This is a genomic window from Mycobacterium sp. (genome assembly GCF_965230835.1).
Lineage (GTDB): Bacteria > Actinomycetota > Actinomycetes > Mycobacteriales > Mycobacteriaceae > Mycobacterium.
On sequence record NZ_CBDDLW010000002.1, the window covers coordinates 3,732,325 to 3,748,608 of the forward strand.

The 16,284-nt window shown below is 62.6% G+C and carries 12 protein-coding genes; 8 read left to right on the forward strand and 4 right to left on the reverse strand.

Features of this window, described 5'->3' with window-relative positions; genetic code table 11:
• Positions 1 to 62 precede the first annotated feature (62 nt).
• The 5 genes from ACO07W_RS17505 to ACO07W_RS17525 all read left to right on the forward strand — a co-directional run bounded on the left by ACO07W_RS17505 (position 63) and on the right by ACO07W_RS17525 (position 8,283).
• Entirely contained in the window at positions 63 to 572 is a 510-nt protein-coding gene (locus ACO07W_RS17505; protein WP_421844991.1) for a single-stranded DNA-binding protein, read from the forward strand.
• A gap of 68 nt (positions 573 to 640) precedes the next feature.
• Entirely contained in the window at positions 641 to 2,317 is a 1,677-nt protein-coding gene (gene ettA, locus ACO07W_RS17510) for an energy-dependent translational throttle protein EttA (protein ID WP_421844992.1), read from the forward strand.
• Between the two features lie 49 nt (positions 2,318 to 2,366).
• The gene (locus ACO07W_RS17515) at positions 2,367 to 7,214 is read left to right on the forward strand and encodes an NAD-glutamate dehydrogenase (protein WP_421844993.1); all 4,848 of its coding nucleotides are present in this window, start codon (positions 2,367 to 2,369) and stop codon (positions 7,212 to 7,214) included.
• A complete protein-coding gene (locus tag ACO07W_RS17520) occupies positions 7,211 to 7,624 on the forward strand; it encodes an acyl-CoA thioesterase (protein ID WP_421844994.1) in 414 nt (137 codons plus the stop codon). The genes ACO07W_RS17515 and ACO07W_RS17520 overlap by 4 nt, the downstream gene beginning before the upstream one ends.
• Positions 7,612 to 8,283 (forward strand): hypothetical protein, encoded by a 672-nt coding sequence (locus ACO07W_RS17525; protein ID WP_421844995.1) that lies wholly within the window; start codon positions 7,612 to 7,614, stop codon positions 8,281 to 8,283. The genes ACO07W_RS17520 and ACO07W_RS17525 overlap by 13 nt, the downstream gene beginning before the upstream one ends.
• A 31-nt stretch (positions 8,284 to 8,314) precedes the next feature.
• Here the strand turns inward: ACO07W_RS17525 and ACO07W_RS17530 are convergent, their stop codons facing one another.
• The 3 genes from ACO07W_RS17530 to ACO07W_RS17540 form a co-directional block, all read right to left on the reverse strand.
• Complete coding sequence (locus ACO07W_RS17530; RefSeq protein ID WP_421840071.1) at positions 8,315 to 9,589, reverse strand: IS256 family transposase; 1,275 nt, start codon at positions 9,587 to 9,589, stop codon at positions 8,315 to 8,317.
• 276 nt (positions 9,590 to 9,865) lie between these two features.
• Complete coding sequence (locus tag ACO07W_RS17535) at positions 9,866 to 11,452, reverse strand: glycoside hydrolase family 13 protein (protein WP_421844996.1); 1,587 nt, start codon at positions 11,450 to 11,452, stop codon at positions 9,866 to 9,868.
• The gene (locus ACO07W_RS17540) at positions 11,452 to 11,838 is read right to left on the reverse strand and encodes a globin (protein WP_421846071.1); all 387 of its coding nucleotides are present in this window, start codon (positions 11,836 to 11,838) and stop codon (positions 11,452 to 11,454) included. Before ACO07W_RS17540 ends, ACO07W_RS17535 begins: the two co-directional genes overlap by 1 nt.
• Before the next feature lie 183 nt (positions 11,839 to 12,021).
• On the opposite strand from ACO07W_RS17540, the gene ACO07W_RS17545 reads away from it, so the two are divergent.
• The 3 genes from ACO07W_RS17545 (at position 12,022) to ACO07W_RS17555 (ending at position 13,502) form a co-directional block, all read left to right on the forward strand.
• Positions 12,022 to 12,669, forward strand: coding sequence for an HNH endonuclease (locus ACO07W_RS17545; RefSeq protein WP_421844997.1), 648 nt, complete (start codon positions 12,022 to 12,024; stop codon positions 12,667 to 12,669).
• A gap of 199 nt (positions 12,670 to 12,868) precedes the next feature.
• Positions 12,869 to 13,048 carry a hypothetical protein gene (locus tag ACO07W_RS17550; RefSeq protein WP_421846072.1) on the forward strand — a complete coding sequence of 60 codons (180 nt, stop codon included), beginning with the start codon at positions 12,869 to 12,871 and terminating at the stop codon, positions 13,046 to 13,048.
• Complete coding sequence (locus ACO07W_RS17555; RefSeq protein WP_421844998.1) at positions 13,035 to 13,502, forward strand: DUF5130 domain-containing protein; 468 nt, start codon at positions 13,035 to 13,037, stop codon at positions 13,500 to 13,502. Before ACO07W_RS17550 ends, ACO07W_RS17555 begins: the two co-directional genes overlap by 14 nt.
• Before the next feature lie 28 nt (positions 13,503 to 13,530).
• On the opposite strand, the gene pepN is transcribed toward ACO07W_RS17555, so the two are convergent.
• Complete coding sequence (pepN, locus tag ACO07W_RS17560) at positions 13,531 to 16,158, reverse strand: aminopeptidase N (protein ID WP_421844999.1); 2,628 nt, start codon at positions 16,156 to 16,158, stop codon at positions 13,531 to 13,533.
• Between the last annotated feature and the right edge of the window lie 126 nt (positions 16,159 to 16,284).

The window sequence follows — 16,284 nt, forward strand, 5'->3', positions numbered from 1 at the left end:
CGCGCTGAATGTGCACAAGCACGAGCAACACTTCGGCTAGCGACGAAAGGAAACGTGAATCCATGTTTGAGACGCAGTTGACCGTGGTCGGCCGCATCGTCAACGACTTACAGCGCCGAAAGGTCGGTGATCAAGAAGTCATCAAGTTTCGAGTTGCCAGCAATTCGCGCCGGCGAACCAGCGACGGGGTGTGGGAACCGGGGGATTCGCTGTTCCTTAACGTCAATTGCTGGGGCCGGCTGGTTACCGGGGTGGGCGCGGCGTTGGGTAAGGGCGCCCCGGTCATTGTAGTAGGCCACGTCTATACCAGCGAATACGAGGATCGCGCCGGCAACCGGCGTTCGGGGCTGGAAATGCGAGCCACGTCGGTGGGCCCGGATCTGTCACGCGCGATCGTGCGTATCGAGAAGCCGAGCTATACCGGTCCGAGTACCGCGGACATCCGAACGGGAACAGACGTGGCTGGGGCTGCCGGTACTGCCGCAGACTCGGTCGATAGGGGCGAACAGAATCCCGATTCGTCTGCCGGTGACGTAGCCGCTGATCATGATGTGCTGCCACTACCGGCTTAGCTCCAACGAGCGGTGCCTAGGATGGTCCGCGAGATAGTTCCAGTAGACCAGAAAGGCAATACCGCGGCATGGCTGAGTTCATCTACACGATGAAAAAGGTCCGCAAGGCGCACGGCGACAAGGTCATCCTCGACGACGTCACCTTGAGCTTCTTCCCCGGAGCCAAGATCGGTGTCGTCGGCCCAAATGGCGCGGGGAAATCGAGCGTCTTGCGGATCATGGCCGGTCTGGACAAGGCCAACAACGGGGAGGCGTTTCTGGCCACCGGGGCGTCAGTCGGCATCCTGCAACAAGAGCCGCCGCTCAACGAGGAGAAGACCGTACGCGGCAACGTCGAAGAGGGCTTGGGCGACATCAAGATCAAGCTGGACCGATTCAACGAGGTCGCCGAGTTAATGGCCACCGACTACTCCGATGAGCTTATGGAAGAGATGGGCCAGCTGCAGGAGGAGCTTGACCACGCCGACGCGTGGGACCTCGATTCCCAGCTAGAACAGGCCATGGACGCGCTCCGTTGCCCATCGCCCGAAGAGCCGGTGACAAACTTGTCTGGCGGTGAACGTCGCCGCGTCGCGCTATGCAAGCTGCTGCTGTCCAAGCCCGACCTGCTGTTGCTCGACGAGCCGACCAACCACTTGGACGCAGAAAGTGTGCAGTGGCTCGAGCAGCATCTTGCCGTCTATCCGGGTGCAATATTGGCGGTCACTCACGACCGCTACTTTCTCGACAACGTCGCTGAATGGATTCTCGAGCTAGATCGTGGCCGCGCATACCCGTACGAAGGTAACTACTCGACCTACCTGGAAAAGAAGGCCGAGCGGCTGGCGGTGCAGGGCCGCAAAGACGCCAAGCTGCAGAAACGATTGACCGAGGAACTGGCCTGGGTCCGCTCTGGTGCTAAAGCCCGGCAGGCCAAGAACAAGGCGCGCCTGCAGCGCTACGAGGAGATGGCGGCCGAGGCTGAGAAGACCCGCAAGCTGGACTTTGAGGAGATCCAGATCCCGGTCGGGCCGCGGCTGGGGGCCGTGGTGGTCGAGGTAGATCACCTCGATAAGGGCTACGAAGGACGCGTCCTAATTAAGGACCTGTCCTTCACATTGCCACGCAACGGCATCGTCGGCGTTATCGGGCCGAACGGCGTCGGAAAGACCACGCTGTTCAAAACCATCGTCGGGCTCGAAAATCCGGATAGCGGTAGCGTCAAGGTCGGCGAGACCGTCAAGCTGAGTTACGTCGATCAGTCGCGTGCAGGCATCGATCCGAAGAAAACCGTGTGGCAGACGGTGTCGGATGGGCTAGACCATATCGAGGTCGGTCAGACCGAGGTGCCGTCTCGGGCTTACGTGTCGGCGTTCGGGTTCAAGGGGCCCGACCAGCAAAAGCCGGCGGGCGTGTTGTCCGGCGGCGAACGCAACAGGCTGAACCTGGCGTTGACCCTTAAACAAGGCGGCAACCTGATCCTGCTAGACGAGCCGACCAATGACCTGGATGTCGAGACGCTGGGCTCGTTGGAGAACGCTCTGGTGAATTTCCCCGGATGTGCGGTAGTCATCTCGCACGATCGATGGTTCCTCGACAGGACTTGCACCCACATCCTGGCGTGGGAAGGCGATGACGATGACGAGGCCAAGTGGTTCTGGTTCGAGGGTAACTTCGGTGCATACGAGGAGAACAAGGTGGAACGTCTCGGCGCTGAAGCGGCCCGTCCCCACCGAGTGACCCACCGAAAACTGACACGCGACTAGTGTCAACTCTGCCAGCGCTGGTATCCGCGGTGAGTTGGGAGCAGTCGACATGACGATCGGTCCCGGAGCTCAGCGGGACACCCAGCCGTGGACCGCGTTCGCGCAGAGTTCGGAGATTCCGGACTGGATTTCGCAGGCATACACCGGCACCTATCGGGGCCCCGATCAGGCCACCGACTCTGGGGCGCCGGCGTCGTTGGTCACCCCGGCCATGTTGGGCGCGCACTATCTGCTCGGTCAGCACCGCCCCGCTGGTGAAAGTTGTGTCGCGGTCTACCCGCCCGACGATCCCGCCGGTTTCGGCCCAGCGCTGCAGGTCGTCACCGCCCACGGCAGCATGCTTATGGACTCCGTCATGGTGCTGTTGCACCGGCTCGGGTTGTTCTATACGGCCATCATGAACCCAGTGTTCGAGGTGCGCCGCAGCGCCACCGGAGAACTCTTGCGCGTCGAGCCGAACACGACCCCCGCCTCGCGCGACGCCGGCGAAGCCTGGATACATGTGCAACTTGTCGCTTCGGTCGACCGCAAAGCGCTCGCTGAGGTCGAACTGCTACTGCCCAAGGTTCTGGCCGACGTTCAGCGGGTTGCTGTTGATGCGGCGGCCATGATCGCCGCCTTGAACGATTTGGCCACCGACGTCGACAACGACTCCGGGGGACGTTTTTCCGCGCCGGACCGCGTCGACGTCGCGGCGTTGCTGCGTTGGCTGGGCACAGGGAATTTTCTATTGCTCGGCTACCAACGTTGCGAGGTGCTTGGCAGTCTGGTTTCCGGTGACGGCGAGAGCGGGCTCGGTGTGCTGCGCAACCGAAGTGGGACTCGCCCCAGGCTGACCGACGACGACAAGCTCCTGGTCCTGGCTCAGGCGCGGGTGGGAAGCTACCTGCGCTACGGCGCATACCCGTATGCGATCGCGGTTCGCGAATACGTCGACGGACTAGTCGACAATAGCGGCAGCATCATCGAGCATCGTTTCGTTGGGCTTTTCACGGTTGCGGCCATGAACGCTGACGTTCTAGAAATCCCGACGATATCCAGCCGGGTTCGCCAGGCACTGACGATGGCCGAGAGCGACCCCAGCCATCCCGGTCAGCTACTGCTCGACGTCATCCAAACCGTACCGCGCTCAGAGCTTTTCACGCTAAGCGCCCAAAGGCTGCTCACGATGGCGAAAGCCGTGGTGGATCTGGGGTCCCAACGCCGCGCATTGTTATTCCTGCGTGCCGATCGGCTCCAGTACTTTGTCTCGTGCCTGGTCTATCTTCCTCGTGATCGCTACACCACGGCGGTCCGTTTGCAGATCGAGGACATCCTGGCTCGCGAGTTCGGCGGTACACGACTGGAGTTTACTGCGCGCGTTAGTGAATCCCCTTGGGCTCTTATGCATTTCATGGTTCGGTTGCCCGAAGAAGGCACAGCTGACGCCGCTTCGCCACCGGTCGATATCTCCGACGCGAACCGGAACCGGATCCAGGGCCTACTGAGCGAAGCCGCGCGAACATGGGCAGACCGACTGATCGCCGCCGCGGCCACCGGCACCGTTGGACAGACAGAGGCCGAGCACTACGCCACCGCGTTCTCCGAAGCCTACAAGCAAGCTGTTGCTCCGGACGATGCCATCAATGACATCGCCATCGTCAACGAGCTGGTCGACAACTCGGCGAAATTGGTGTTGTCTGAACTCGACGACGGTAGAGATGCAAAGCTGACCTGGTATTTGGGTGGGCGCTCTGCCTCGCTGAGCCAGTTGCTCCCAATGCTGCAGAGCATGGGCGTGGTGGTTCTTGAAGAGCGGCCTTTTACTGTCACCCGGCCTGACGGTCTGCCGGTGTGGATCTATCAGTTCAGAATCTCGCCGAATCCCACCGTCCCGCTTGCGCCGCCAGGTCCCGAACGAGACGCGACCGCACAGCGTTTCGCTGACGCTGTCACCGCGATCTGGCAGGGCCGGGTCGAAATCGACCGGTTCAACGAGCTGGTGATGCGTGCGGCGCTCACCTGGCAACAGGTTGTGCTGCTGCGCGCCTACGCGAAGTACTTGCGACAAGCCGGTTTCCCTTACAGTCAGTCTTACATCGAATCGGTGCTTAACGAGCACCCCACTACCGCGCGGTCGCTGGTGGCGCTTTTCGAAGCCCTTTTCGACCCTCGGCCAGAAGATTCACTGGTAAGCCGCGACGCTCAGGCGGCCGCTGCGGCGGTGGCCGCCGACATTGACGCGCTGGTGGGTTTGGACACCGATCGGATCCTGCGGGCGTTCGCGTCGCTGGTTCAGGCCACGTTGCGCACCAACTACTTTGTGACTCGCAGTCACTCGGCACGCAGCCAGGACGTGCTCGCGCTGAAACTGGATGCTCAGCTGATCGATGAACTGCCGCTGCCGCGCCCCAAGTTCGAGATTTTCGTCTATTCGCCGCGCGTCGCGGGCGTGCACCTACGTTTCGGTAGGGTCGCGCGGGGCGGACTGCGTTGGTCGGATCGTCGTGACGATTTCCGCACCGAGATCCTCGGTCTGGTAAAGGCGCAAGCGGTGAAGAACGCCGTGATCGTTCCGGTCGGTGCCAAAGGCGGTTTCGTCGTGAGGCAGCCACCGTTACCCACTGGGGATCCTGCTGGCGACCGCGATGCCGCTCGCGCCGAAGGTGTCGTCTGCTACCAGCTTTTCATCTCTGGGTTGCTCGATGTCACCGACAACGTCGACCACACGACCGGAAAGATCGACGCGCCGCCCCAGGTGGTCCGGCGTGACGGCGATGACGCATACCTGGTGGTGGCGGCGGACAAGGGCACCGCCACCTTCTCCGACATCGCCAACGAAGTCGCCAAGTCCTATGGCTTTTGGCTGGGCGATGCATTCGCGTCCGGTGGATCGGTGGGCTATGACCACAAAGCCATGGCCATCACTGCCAGAGGCGCCTGGGAAGCCGTCAAGAGACATTTCCGCGAAATCGGGGTCGATACTCAGACCGAGGATTTCACGGTCGTGGGCATCGGCGACATGAGCGGCGACGTTTTTGGTAATGGCATGCTGCTGAGCAGGCACATCAAGCTGATTGCCGCTTTCGACCACCGGCATATCTTCCTTGACCCAGATCCTGATGCGGCAATTTCGTGGGCGGAACGGCGACGTGTGTTTGACCTGCCCCGGTCCAGCTGGGATGACTACGACAAGTCTCTGATCAGCGATGGCGGTGGAGTGTACAGCCGCGAGCAGAAGGCCGTCGCGGTGAGCGCGCAGGTCCGTGCTGCGCTTGGCATCGACGGCGACATCGAAGAGATGTCCCCGCCCAATTTGATTCGGGCGATTCTGCAGGCACCGGTTGACTTGCTTTTCAACGGCGGAATCGGAACATACATCAAGGCCGAGTCAGAGTCCGACGCCGATGTCGGCGATCGTGCCAATGATCCAGTGCGAGTCAACGCGAATCAGTTGCGCGTCAAGGTGATCGGCGAAGGTGGCAATCTTGGAGTCACGGCGTTAGGCCGTATTGAATTCGATCTGTCCGGCGGCCGGATCAACACCGATGCCCTGGACAACTCTGCCGGTGTGGACTGCTCCGACCACGAGGTGAACATCAAGATACTCATCGATGCGTTGGTCAGCGCCGGCAAGGTCAGAGTCAACGAACGTAAACAGCTGTTGGAATCGATGACCGATGAGGTCGCGCAGCTAGTGCTCACCAATAACGAGAACCAGAACGACCTGATGGGCACTAGCCGTACCAACGCGGCCAGTCTGCTGCCGGTACATGCGTTGCAGATCAGATACCTTGTCGCCGCACATGGAATCAGCCGTGAACTGGAGGCGCTGCCGTCGGAGAAAGAGATTCGGCGGCGGTCGGATATGGGCATCGGGCTCACCTCACCTGAGCTCGCAACGCTGATGGCGCACGTCAAGTTGGCGCTCAAAGAGCAGGTCTTGGCTACCGAGTTGCCGGATCAAGACGTCTTTGCGTCCCGGCTGCCCCAATACTTTCCGACGCCGCTGCGCGATCACTTCACCCCCGAGATTCGCACTCACCAGCTACGTCGCGAGATCGTCACCACCATGTTGATCAACGACGTGGTGGATACCGCCGGCATCAGCTATGCCTTCCGGCTCGGCGAAGATGTTGGGGGCACGCCGATCGACGCGGTTCGCACCTACGTCGCTACCGATGCCATCTTCGGTGTGGGGCACATATGGCGGCGGATCCGTACCGCCGACCTCCCGGTCGCGCTTTCGGACCGCTTGACGCTGGATACCCGTCGGCTGATTGACCGTGCCGGGCGCTGGTTGCTCAACTATCGCCCGCAGCCGCTGGCGGTGGGCGCTGAGATCAACCGATTTGCCGCGAAGGTCAAGGCATTGACGCCGCGCATGTCAGAGTGGTTGGGCGGCGACGACAAGGCCATTGTCGAACAGGGAGCTGCGAATTTCGTTTCACAAGGTGCACCTGAGGATCTGGCTTACCGGGTCGCAGCCGGTCTGTACCGCTATAGCCTGCTCGACATCATCGACATCGCCGACATTACCGAAACTGACACTGCGGAAGTCGCCGACACCTATTTCGCCCTGATGGACCGGCTGGGTACCGACGCCCTACTGACCGCCGTATCCGAACTGCCCCGAAAGGATCGCTGGCATTCGTTGGCGCGATTGGCGATTCGTGACGATATCTACTCCTCGCTGCGGTCGCTGTGTTTCGATGTGCTGGCAGTGGGGGAGCCTGACGAGAGTGGTGAAGAGAAGATCGCCGAGTGGGAGCACATGAGCGCCTCCGGGGTAGAGCGGGCGCGCCGGACGCTGGATGAGATCCGCGAAAGTGGTGGCACTGATCTCGCGACGCTGTCGGTAGCGGCACGTCAAATCCGCCGAATGACGCGCACCAGCGGCCGAGGTTCGCCGGGATGAGCGCGGGATTCGTTGCGCCGGTTCCAGTGCGCTGGTCCGACATCGACATGTACCAGCATGTCAACCATGCCACTATGGTCACGATTCTCGAAGAGGCGCGGGTCCCGTTCCTCAAAGATGCATTCGCCGCCGACATCACATCCACGGGCCTGTTGATCGCCGACATTCGTGTCACTTACAAAGGTCAGCTGCGACTGGCCGATTCGCCATTGCAGGTGACGATATGGGTGAAGCGGCTACGGGCCGTGGACTTCACGCTCGGGTACGAAGTGCGGTCGGTCAACGCCGACCCCGACTCCGCACCTGCTGTCATCGCCGAATCGCAGCTGGCCGCTTTCCACATCGACGAGCAGCGACTAGTGCGATTGTCGCCACACCACAGGGAGTATTTGCAACGGTGGTTACGTTAGTTGAGCGCGGGCTGTGGCTGGGCCCGGAATCCGCGGCTGCCCATCGCACGGATCTGGCCACATTCGTCGATCGCGCGATACGGCTCAACGATGCCGCGGTGATCCGGATCCGCTCGCGGTCGGCCGAACTCCTCACAGCATGGGTGGCAACGGGTTTCGACGTGCTGGCCAGTAGGGTAGTGGCGGGCACGGCCCGGCCCTCGGATTTATCGGTCGGCGCAGGAGAATTGGCGCGCGGGCTGTCCGCGATGGATGCTTCGGGCTACGTCGATCCTGGCTACTCTATGGACTCGGCGTGGTGCGGCGCGTTGCCCCCTGAATCGGGCTTCACTCACCTTGACGATGTGCCGGCGCGGGTGATGCTGGATCTGGCGCAGCGCGGTGTACGACTCGCCAAGGAGCACAGCAGTTCCCACGGTCCGCCGGTCTCGCTGCTCGACCAAGAGGTCATTCGAGTCAGCTCCGACGATGCCAGCGTCGGGCTGCCGATGCGCTGTGTTTTCGCCTTAACCGCAATGGGTTTTTTGTCTCAGACACCCGAGGAAGCGGGCGACGACGAAATGGTCCGGGTTCGGATCTTACCGGCGTGGTTACGTGTCGACGCCCGGTACGGCTCGGTGTACCGGCGTCGCGGCGGTGGCGTCTTAGGACTGGTGTAAAAACGCTGGGCGCATGTTCCTGGTGGTCATGTTACGCGGCGGTGGTGTCGGTCGTGGTTGTTGTGGTGGGGGGATGCAGTGGGCGGGGTGGCTCGAGCAGTTGGTGGCGTAGTTCTTGGAGGTGGCGGCTGGTCGCTGATGTTTGGGTGACTCCGCGCCAGCCGCGGCTGGCGCGGTCGAGGACGGCCCATACCAGCGACAGACAGCTGGTTTCGCCGGGTAGGCGGCCGATGACCTTGACCCGGCGACGGGATTCTCCGAAGGTGCGTTCGATGAGGTTGGAATGGCGGATGCGTGTCCAGTGTTGGCGGGGGAAGCGCAAATGCACGCTCAGCGAGGCGAAGTCGTTGGCCAGGCAAGCGACCGCGGCTGGGTAGAGCCCGCGGTATGTGGTGGTGAACTCCTCGGCGCGGCGGGTGGCTTCATCCACGGCCTGCTGGCCGGGTGGCTGGTCAATGTCATCGAAGATCGACCAGAACGCGGCTTTGATCTCGTCCTGGACCGCGACAGGTGTCTTGGCGATGACGTTACGGCAGCGATGGATCAGACACCGCTGACGCAGGCTTGCCGGAAACGTGGTCTCCCATGCGGCGATCAGGCCCGGCGCCCCGTCGGAGATGCCCAGTAGCGGCGGGCGTAGTCCCCGGTTCCTCAGGTCAGCCAAGAAGTCGGCCCACGCATCAGCCGACTCCGCTGCGGCTGGGGCCAGCCCAATAAACAGGGGCTTGCCGTCGGTGCAGATGCCCCAGGCGGCCAGCACCGGCTCGGCCGGGGCGTTGGGATGCATCCGAAAGTTCGAGGCATCCAAGAACAGGTAGTCCAACACCAGCTCATCAAGGCGTCGAGACGACCACGCAGCGAACTCGTCTTTGATGGCCGCACAAATCCGGCTCACCGTCGAGCGCGACAACGCCGCCTGCGAGCCCAGCACCTCGGCCAACGCGGCCTCGATGTCGCGATCCGACAAACCGCGCACCCATCCCGAAATCACCAACGCCTCCAGAGCGTGGGTGCGCGTCACCCCGGCACCGAATAGCCGCGAACAGAACCGCTCGTCGGTGTCGCGTAGTTTCGGGCGGCATAATTCGACCGAGCCCATCGTGGTCTTCACCGTCGCCGGCGGTTGATACCCATTGCGGTACCCGCCCGGGCCGTCCTGAACCCGACGCTGGTGACGGGCTCGGCCCAACACTGCTTCTACCTCGGCCTCCACGGCGACCTGAAACACCAGACGCACCGATAACCGCCCGACCTCCTCCAAAATCTCGGTCAACGGCCGCTCGGTCGCGGCGAACAACTGATCCATCTCAACACGCACACGCTCAATCGGCGATACTCGCTTGGTCACGGGCGTAGCCCCTCCTTCATAGCTTTCGTCGGTTGCGACGGAACCTACGCCCGTGACCATTTACACCAGCGATGAGACGCGACCGTCGCGGCAACCCGGCGACATTGTTGTGCTGAGCGCCTGAACCATGTCGAGCTGACACCGGGTCGAAGATCAATGCGACGACTAGCCATTCGCCAGTAGCCGCGCACTTCGGTGTCCTGATCTTCTGCGGAGTCGGCGCTTCGGGCTGCGCTACCCGATCCAGGCGGCGGCGTTGGGTGGCAGCCCGGCATCGGTCACAGCGGCGCTGGCCAGCAACAATTCTCCGGGTGGCAGCGCCAGCGGGTGAGCTCCGGCGTTGAGGGCGCAGACCAGCTTGCCGCGGCCGCGTCGAAAAATCAGTGCATTGCTGGGCGCGGTAAGCCATTCGATTGTCGTTCCGCTGAACTCGGCACGCTCCCGGCGCAATGTGAGTGCTTTCCGGAAAAACGACAATGTAGAGCCAGCATCGGTGAGCTGTTTTTCGACGGTCAATGCTGCCCACGCTTCTGGCATTGGCAACCACGTCTGCGTGGATGTAGAGAACCCGAATGGGGGAGCGTCGCTCGACCAGGGGAGCGGAACCCGGCAGCTGTCGCGGCCACGTTCGGTGTGCCCGGAGCGCTCCCACGTGGGATCTTGGAGTGCTTGGTCGGGAAGCTCTACGTCGGGCAGCCCAAGCTCTTGGCCGTTGTAGAGGAACACGGCGCCCGGTAGGGCGAGCATTACCATGGCCATGGCGCGTGCCCGGGCCAGCCCGATCTCACCGCCGCCGTAGCGGCTGACTTCTCGGCCCACATCATGGTTGGCTAGCGTCCACGTTGGTGTGGCGTGTTCTAGCGCTGTTGCGTCGAGCGAGTTCTGCACTGCGTCGCGGATTTCGGCCGCGTCGAAATTGGCTCGTGTCAGCCGGAAGTTGAAGCCTAGATGCAGCTCGTCTGGACGCAGATACTCCGCCCAGCGGGCATTGTCATGGACCCACACTTCGCCGACGGTCACCGCCGTCGGGTAGTCGTCGACGACGGCTCGGATATTGCGGTGAATCGCGTGGACGTTCGGGTGGTTGAAGCGGGGATCGTCGTCGGTATGACACAGCACCTCGGTTTCATAGCGGCTGTCGGGCAGGCCCGGCGGCTTCGCCATCCCGTGCGCCACGTCAATACGGAAGCCGTCAACGCCGCGTTCCAGCCAGAAGCGCAACGTCTTCGCAAAGTCGTCGAACACGTCTGGGTTGTCCCAGTTTAGGTCTGGCTGCTCGGTATCGAACAGGTGCAAGTACCACTGACCGGGGTTTCCGTCAGCTTCGAGTACCCGGGTCCAGGCCGGTCCGCCGAACACCGACTCCCAATTGTTCGGCGGCTGATCACCGTCGGGGCCGGTGCCGTCGCGAAACAAGTAGCGATCCCGCGCTGGGCTGCCCGGGGCGGAAGCTAACGCGGCCTGGAACCACGGGTGAGACGAACTGGTGTGGTTGGGAACGACGTCCATGGTGATCTTGATGCCGCGTTCGTGCGCGGCAGCGATCAGTCGGTCGAACGCGGCCATACCGCCGAACAAGGGGTCGATATCGCGGGGATCTGCGACGTCGTAGCCGTGGTCTGCCATCGGGGACACAGTGACCGGGTTGATCCAGAGGGCGTCGATGCCGAGCAGATCCAGGTGCTCAAGCCGGGCTGCCAACCCCTCCAGGTCGCCGATACCGTCGCCGTTGCCGTCGGCGAACGACCGCGGATAAACCTGGTAGAACACCGCGCTCGACCACCACGGGCCGTCAGTTGGCCCGGATTCTTCACCAGACATCAAAACGGCGAGTTGACGAGGGAGTGGGCAGCCATTTCAAGATAGTCGAGCAACTCGCGGCGGTGCTGGTCGTCGAGAGTTTGTGAGTCGATGGAGGCCACCGCCGTGTGCATGCAACGCAACCATGCATCACGCTCGATGGGAGTGATCCGGAAGGGGGCATGCCGCATCCGCAGCCGGGGGTGGCCACGCCGCTCCGAGTAGGTGCGTGGACCACCCCAGTATTGCTCAAGGAACATGCGCAGTCGGTCTTCAGCGCCTGATAGGTCATCTTCGGGATACAGCTGCCGCAAAACCTCGTCCTCGCGAACCTGCGCATAGAAGCGCGACACGATCGCATCGAAGGTCTCGGCGCCGCCGATAGCGTCATAGAACGACTTTGGCATCTCATCCATCTCTTCCATTGTGGTCCACCAGCGATTCCGATGCGGTGCGAGGGCCGGTCGGGTGTCGTCGGGCTGGTTGGCAAAGGGGGATCTGCCGCTGTTCACCCAATAGACACCGCATTGGGCACAGCAATTGGCGTGCGGTCGGCGGCGAATCATGGTGGACTGTTCCGCGGAGGATCTATGGCGCATGGCAAGAAACGCCGCAGCCACCGCAGTCCGGTCGCAGCGGCCGGCGGAACCGGGCCCGCGGTCGCGTCATGCCTGCATAGCGTCGATACGTGTGCGTCCAATCGACACGAGAGCGTGTCTATCTGGAATCGCCGAAGGGTGCTGCTGCTGAATTCCACCTACGAGCCGCTGACCGCTCTGCCGATGCGACGGGCGATCATCATGTTGATTTGTGGTAAGGCCGACGTTGTGCACGATGATCCAGGGGGGCCGGTTGTCCACTCGGTGACCAGGTCTATCGCGGTGCCGTCGGTGATCCGGCTGCGGTCTTATGTTCGGGTTCCCTACCGGGCCCGCGTCCCGATGACACGCGCCGCACTGATGCACCGCGACCGCTTCTGTTGCGTCTATTGCGGGGCGAAAGCAGACACCGTTGACCATGTGGTGCCGCGCAGCCGTGGCGGCGAGCATTCTTGGGAGAACTGCGTTGCCTGCTGTTCGACATGCAACCACCGCAAGGGCGACAAGCTGCTCGGTGAACTCGGATGGGCATTGCGTCGGGTGCCGCTGCCCCCAACAGGACGGCACTGGCGGTTGCTGTCCACAGTCAAAGAGCTTGACCCGTCGTGGGTTCGATACCTCGGTGAAGGCGCCGCCTAGGTGGGATTGGGCTGGATGTAACAGGCCCTCGATACGGGCGTTGGGCGGCCTGCTCGACCTGCCGAGTCGCGGCAGACCCTTTCTTGGGTCCTAGGTGCGCGCCGTAATCCATGGTTGGGATACGGTTTGCGTTGTGAGCGTTGTCGAGATTCACCTCTTCTTTGTTGGAATCCCGCTGTTGCTGGTGATCCTTTTGGCGATGATGATCTGGTCTCGCAAAGGACCTCACCCGGCAACCTACAAGTTATCGGAGCAGTGGACTCATCCGCCTATCCTGTGGGCCGCCACCGACGAGGTTGTTGGTAGCGCCCACGGCGGGCATGGGGCGCACGATGCATCCGAGTTCACAGTTGGAGGTGGCGCAAGTGGCGTCTGGTGATGTTGCGACGATTGAGCCCACTGAATTGCCGATGGGCTCGGTGCTCACCAGCAGTGGACGGGTGTCTGCGGTTACTGAGCCAGGCGAGCTGTCGGTGCACTACCCGTTTCCTATCAGTGATCTCGTGGCTCTAGATGACGCGCTGAAATACTGCTCGCGGGCGTCGAAGGCGCGGTTCGCCGTCTACCTAGGTGACTTGGGAAGCGATACCGCAGCTCGGGCTCGCGAGATCTTGGCCAAGGTGCCGACGCCGAACGAGGCGGTGCTGATCGCAGTTTCGCCCAACCAGAGCGTCATCGAGGTGGTCTACGGCGCGCAGGTGCGTGGTCGCGGTGCCGAGTCGGCGGCGCCGTTGGGCGTTGCGGCCGCTTCTTCGTTGTTCGAACAGGGTGAGCTGATCGACGGGCTTATCAGCGCGATCCGGGTGCTTAGCGCGGGGATCTCGCCGGCCTGAGTTCTGCTGCCCGGCGAAAAGGCTGCGTTCAGTCAATTCGGTCGAAGGTGCGGGCTTTGAGCGCACGTTTAACGGCGGCTTGGCCCTCCAGGACGAGCCGGCGCAGCGGCGGGGGTACTTCGGACTCGGGCGCGGTCAGGAACGTGTCGGCGGCGGCAATCGCCTCCTCGCTGATGTCCGAGTAGGGGTACAGGCCGATCACGACCGATTGCGCGACTTCGCTGGACCGTCGCGCCCAGACTCTCGGGATCGCTTCGAAATATCGTTTGGTGAGGGGGGCAAGCAGCTCGCCCTGCCCGGGCGCGGCGATGCCCGCGATCATCGCTCGGCCGGTCGCGTTGGCAAGCGTGTCGTCTTCGACCACAGTGGTGAATGCTTGTTCCTTGCAGTCGAACTGTGGGCGCGCTGCGCGGGCCTGGGCGCTGTGCCGCTTGCCGGCGGCTGTCGGGTCGCGTTGTGCTTCGACGTCAATCCTGGGTGACTGCGGCCCGTCGGCGTCGATTGCTCCCGCGGTTGCCAGCGCAATAATGATTCGCCAGCGCAGATCGGTATCGACTTCCAAGCCTGCCAATCCCAGCTCGGCGGGGTCGGCGGCTGAGGCGGGATCGGCGGTCTGGGCGCCGAGCAGCCCGGTCAGCGTCTGCACATGGCGAGGCGACAACACCGATGAGCACAGCGCGTTGATGAAGGCGAGTTGATGGTCCGATCCCGGCTCGGCGCCCCGTGCTAGTTCCAGCAGTCGATCGGCGTACTGCGGCCAGCCGTGCTCGCGGGCCCAGCCAGGATCGGCATAGGACCCTAGTGCCGTTTGCGCCTGCAGGAGCAGACGCTGCGCGACCCCGACCTCTGTTTCGGCGTGCACACCGCCCGACACCAGTGCCACGAAGTCGCGGGCGCGCAATTCGGCCTCGCGGGTCATCTCCCACGCCGCCGACCACACTAGCGTGCGGGGTAGTGGCTCGGTGATGTCGGCGATGCGGTGCAGCGCGGTGCGCAGCGATTCGGTGTCGAGTCGCAATGCGCAGTACGTGAGGTCGTCGTCGTTGACCAGAATGAGTTTGCCGCGCGAAACGCCAACCAGTGCAGGGATTTCAGTGGTTGAACCGGCGACATCGACTTCCTCCCGGTGGACCCGCACCAGCTTGCCGGACTCGCCCGAATCGTGGTCGTCGTAGATGCCGACCGCCAGCCGGTGCACTCGGGTCTCACCGGCGCCGGGCGCCGCGCCGCTCTGCGTCACGGCAAACCGGGTGAACTTTCCGTCTGCGTCGACGTCGAAGTCCGGGCGCAAGGTGTTAAGCCCAGTGGTTTTCAGCCACTGCTGACCCCAGTTCGATAGATCGCGGCCCGAGGCGTTCTCCAGCGCGGTGAGCAGATCGTCGAAAGTGGCGTTGCCAAACGCGTGCGCGCGGAAGTATTCGCGCAGACCGGCCAGGAAGTGTTCCAGCCCGACGTAGGCAACGAGCTGCTTGAGCACCGAGGCGCCTTTGGCGTAGGTGATGCCATCAAAGTTCACCTCCACGGCTGCAAGGTCCGGGATTTCGGCGGCGATCGGGTGCGTCGACGGCAACTGGTCTTGTCGGTATGCCCACGACTTTTCGACAGTCGCGAACGTTGTCCAAGCCTCAGTGAATTCAGTTGCTTCGCTTTGGCACAGCACTGACGCGAAGGTGGCAAAAGACTCGTTCAGCCACAGGTCATCCCACCAGGCCATAGTGACCAGGTCGCCGAACCACATGTGCGCCATCTCGTGCAGCACCGTCTCAGCGCGCCGTTCGTAGGATGCCCGGGTGACTTTGCTGCGGAATACGTAGTCCTCTAGGAATGTCACCGCACCGGCGTTTTCCATTGCCCCAGCATTGAACTCGGGGACAAACAGCTGGTCGTACTTGCCGAACGCGTATGGCAGGCCAAAGTGTTCGTGGTAGAAGCCGAATCCCTGCTTCGTTTGGGTGAACAACCGCTCGTGGTCCATGTACGGCGCCAGAGAAGCACGGCAGTAGAGGCCCAAGGGAATCTCACCGTGCTCGTCTCGGTAGACGTCGCTCCACGTGGCGTACGGACCCGCGATCAGCGCCACCAGATATGTGCTCATCCTTGGGGTTGTGGCGAAAGTATGAACGCCGTTGCCGACACTGGTGCTGGCGCCGTTGGAGATCACCTTCCAGTGCTCGGGCGCGGTCACCTGGATGTCGAACGTGGCTTTGAGGTCGGGTTGGTCGAAACACGCGAACATCCGCTTGGCGTCGGCGGTTTCGAATTGCGAGTAGAGGTAGGTTTCGTCGTCGACGGGATCGACGAAGCGATGCAGGCCCTCGCCCGTATTGGAGTAGCGACAGTCCGCGTCGATGATCACAACGTTCCTGTTGGCCAGCCCGCGAAGTGGGATCCCGATTGATTCGTCATAGCCCGAGACGTCGAGCTCACGACCGTTGAGTCGGGCGCTGCGGATGGTGTCGGCGGCGATGTCGATGACCGTGTCGGCGCCCGCCAGTGCGTTGAACACCACTGTTGTGGTGGACCGGAAGGTGTACTCATTGGCAGCGCTGCTGCGGTTTGAGCCGTCGGTCACATCCAGGTTGATCTCGTAGCTGGTAACGGTGATCAGCGCGGCGCGTTCGACAGCCTGATCCCGGGTGAGGTTAGGAAGGGCCACGCGTCCAACTTAAACGTGTCCGCGGTGACGGCGCGGGCCAGGATGTCTCCGCGGGAACAGTTTGGCCGCGGCTACGGTTGTGCGAGGCGGTGTTCTGACTGTCTTTAACTCAAGGAGAGGACTTCG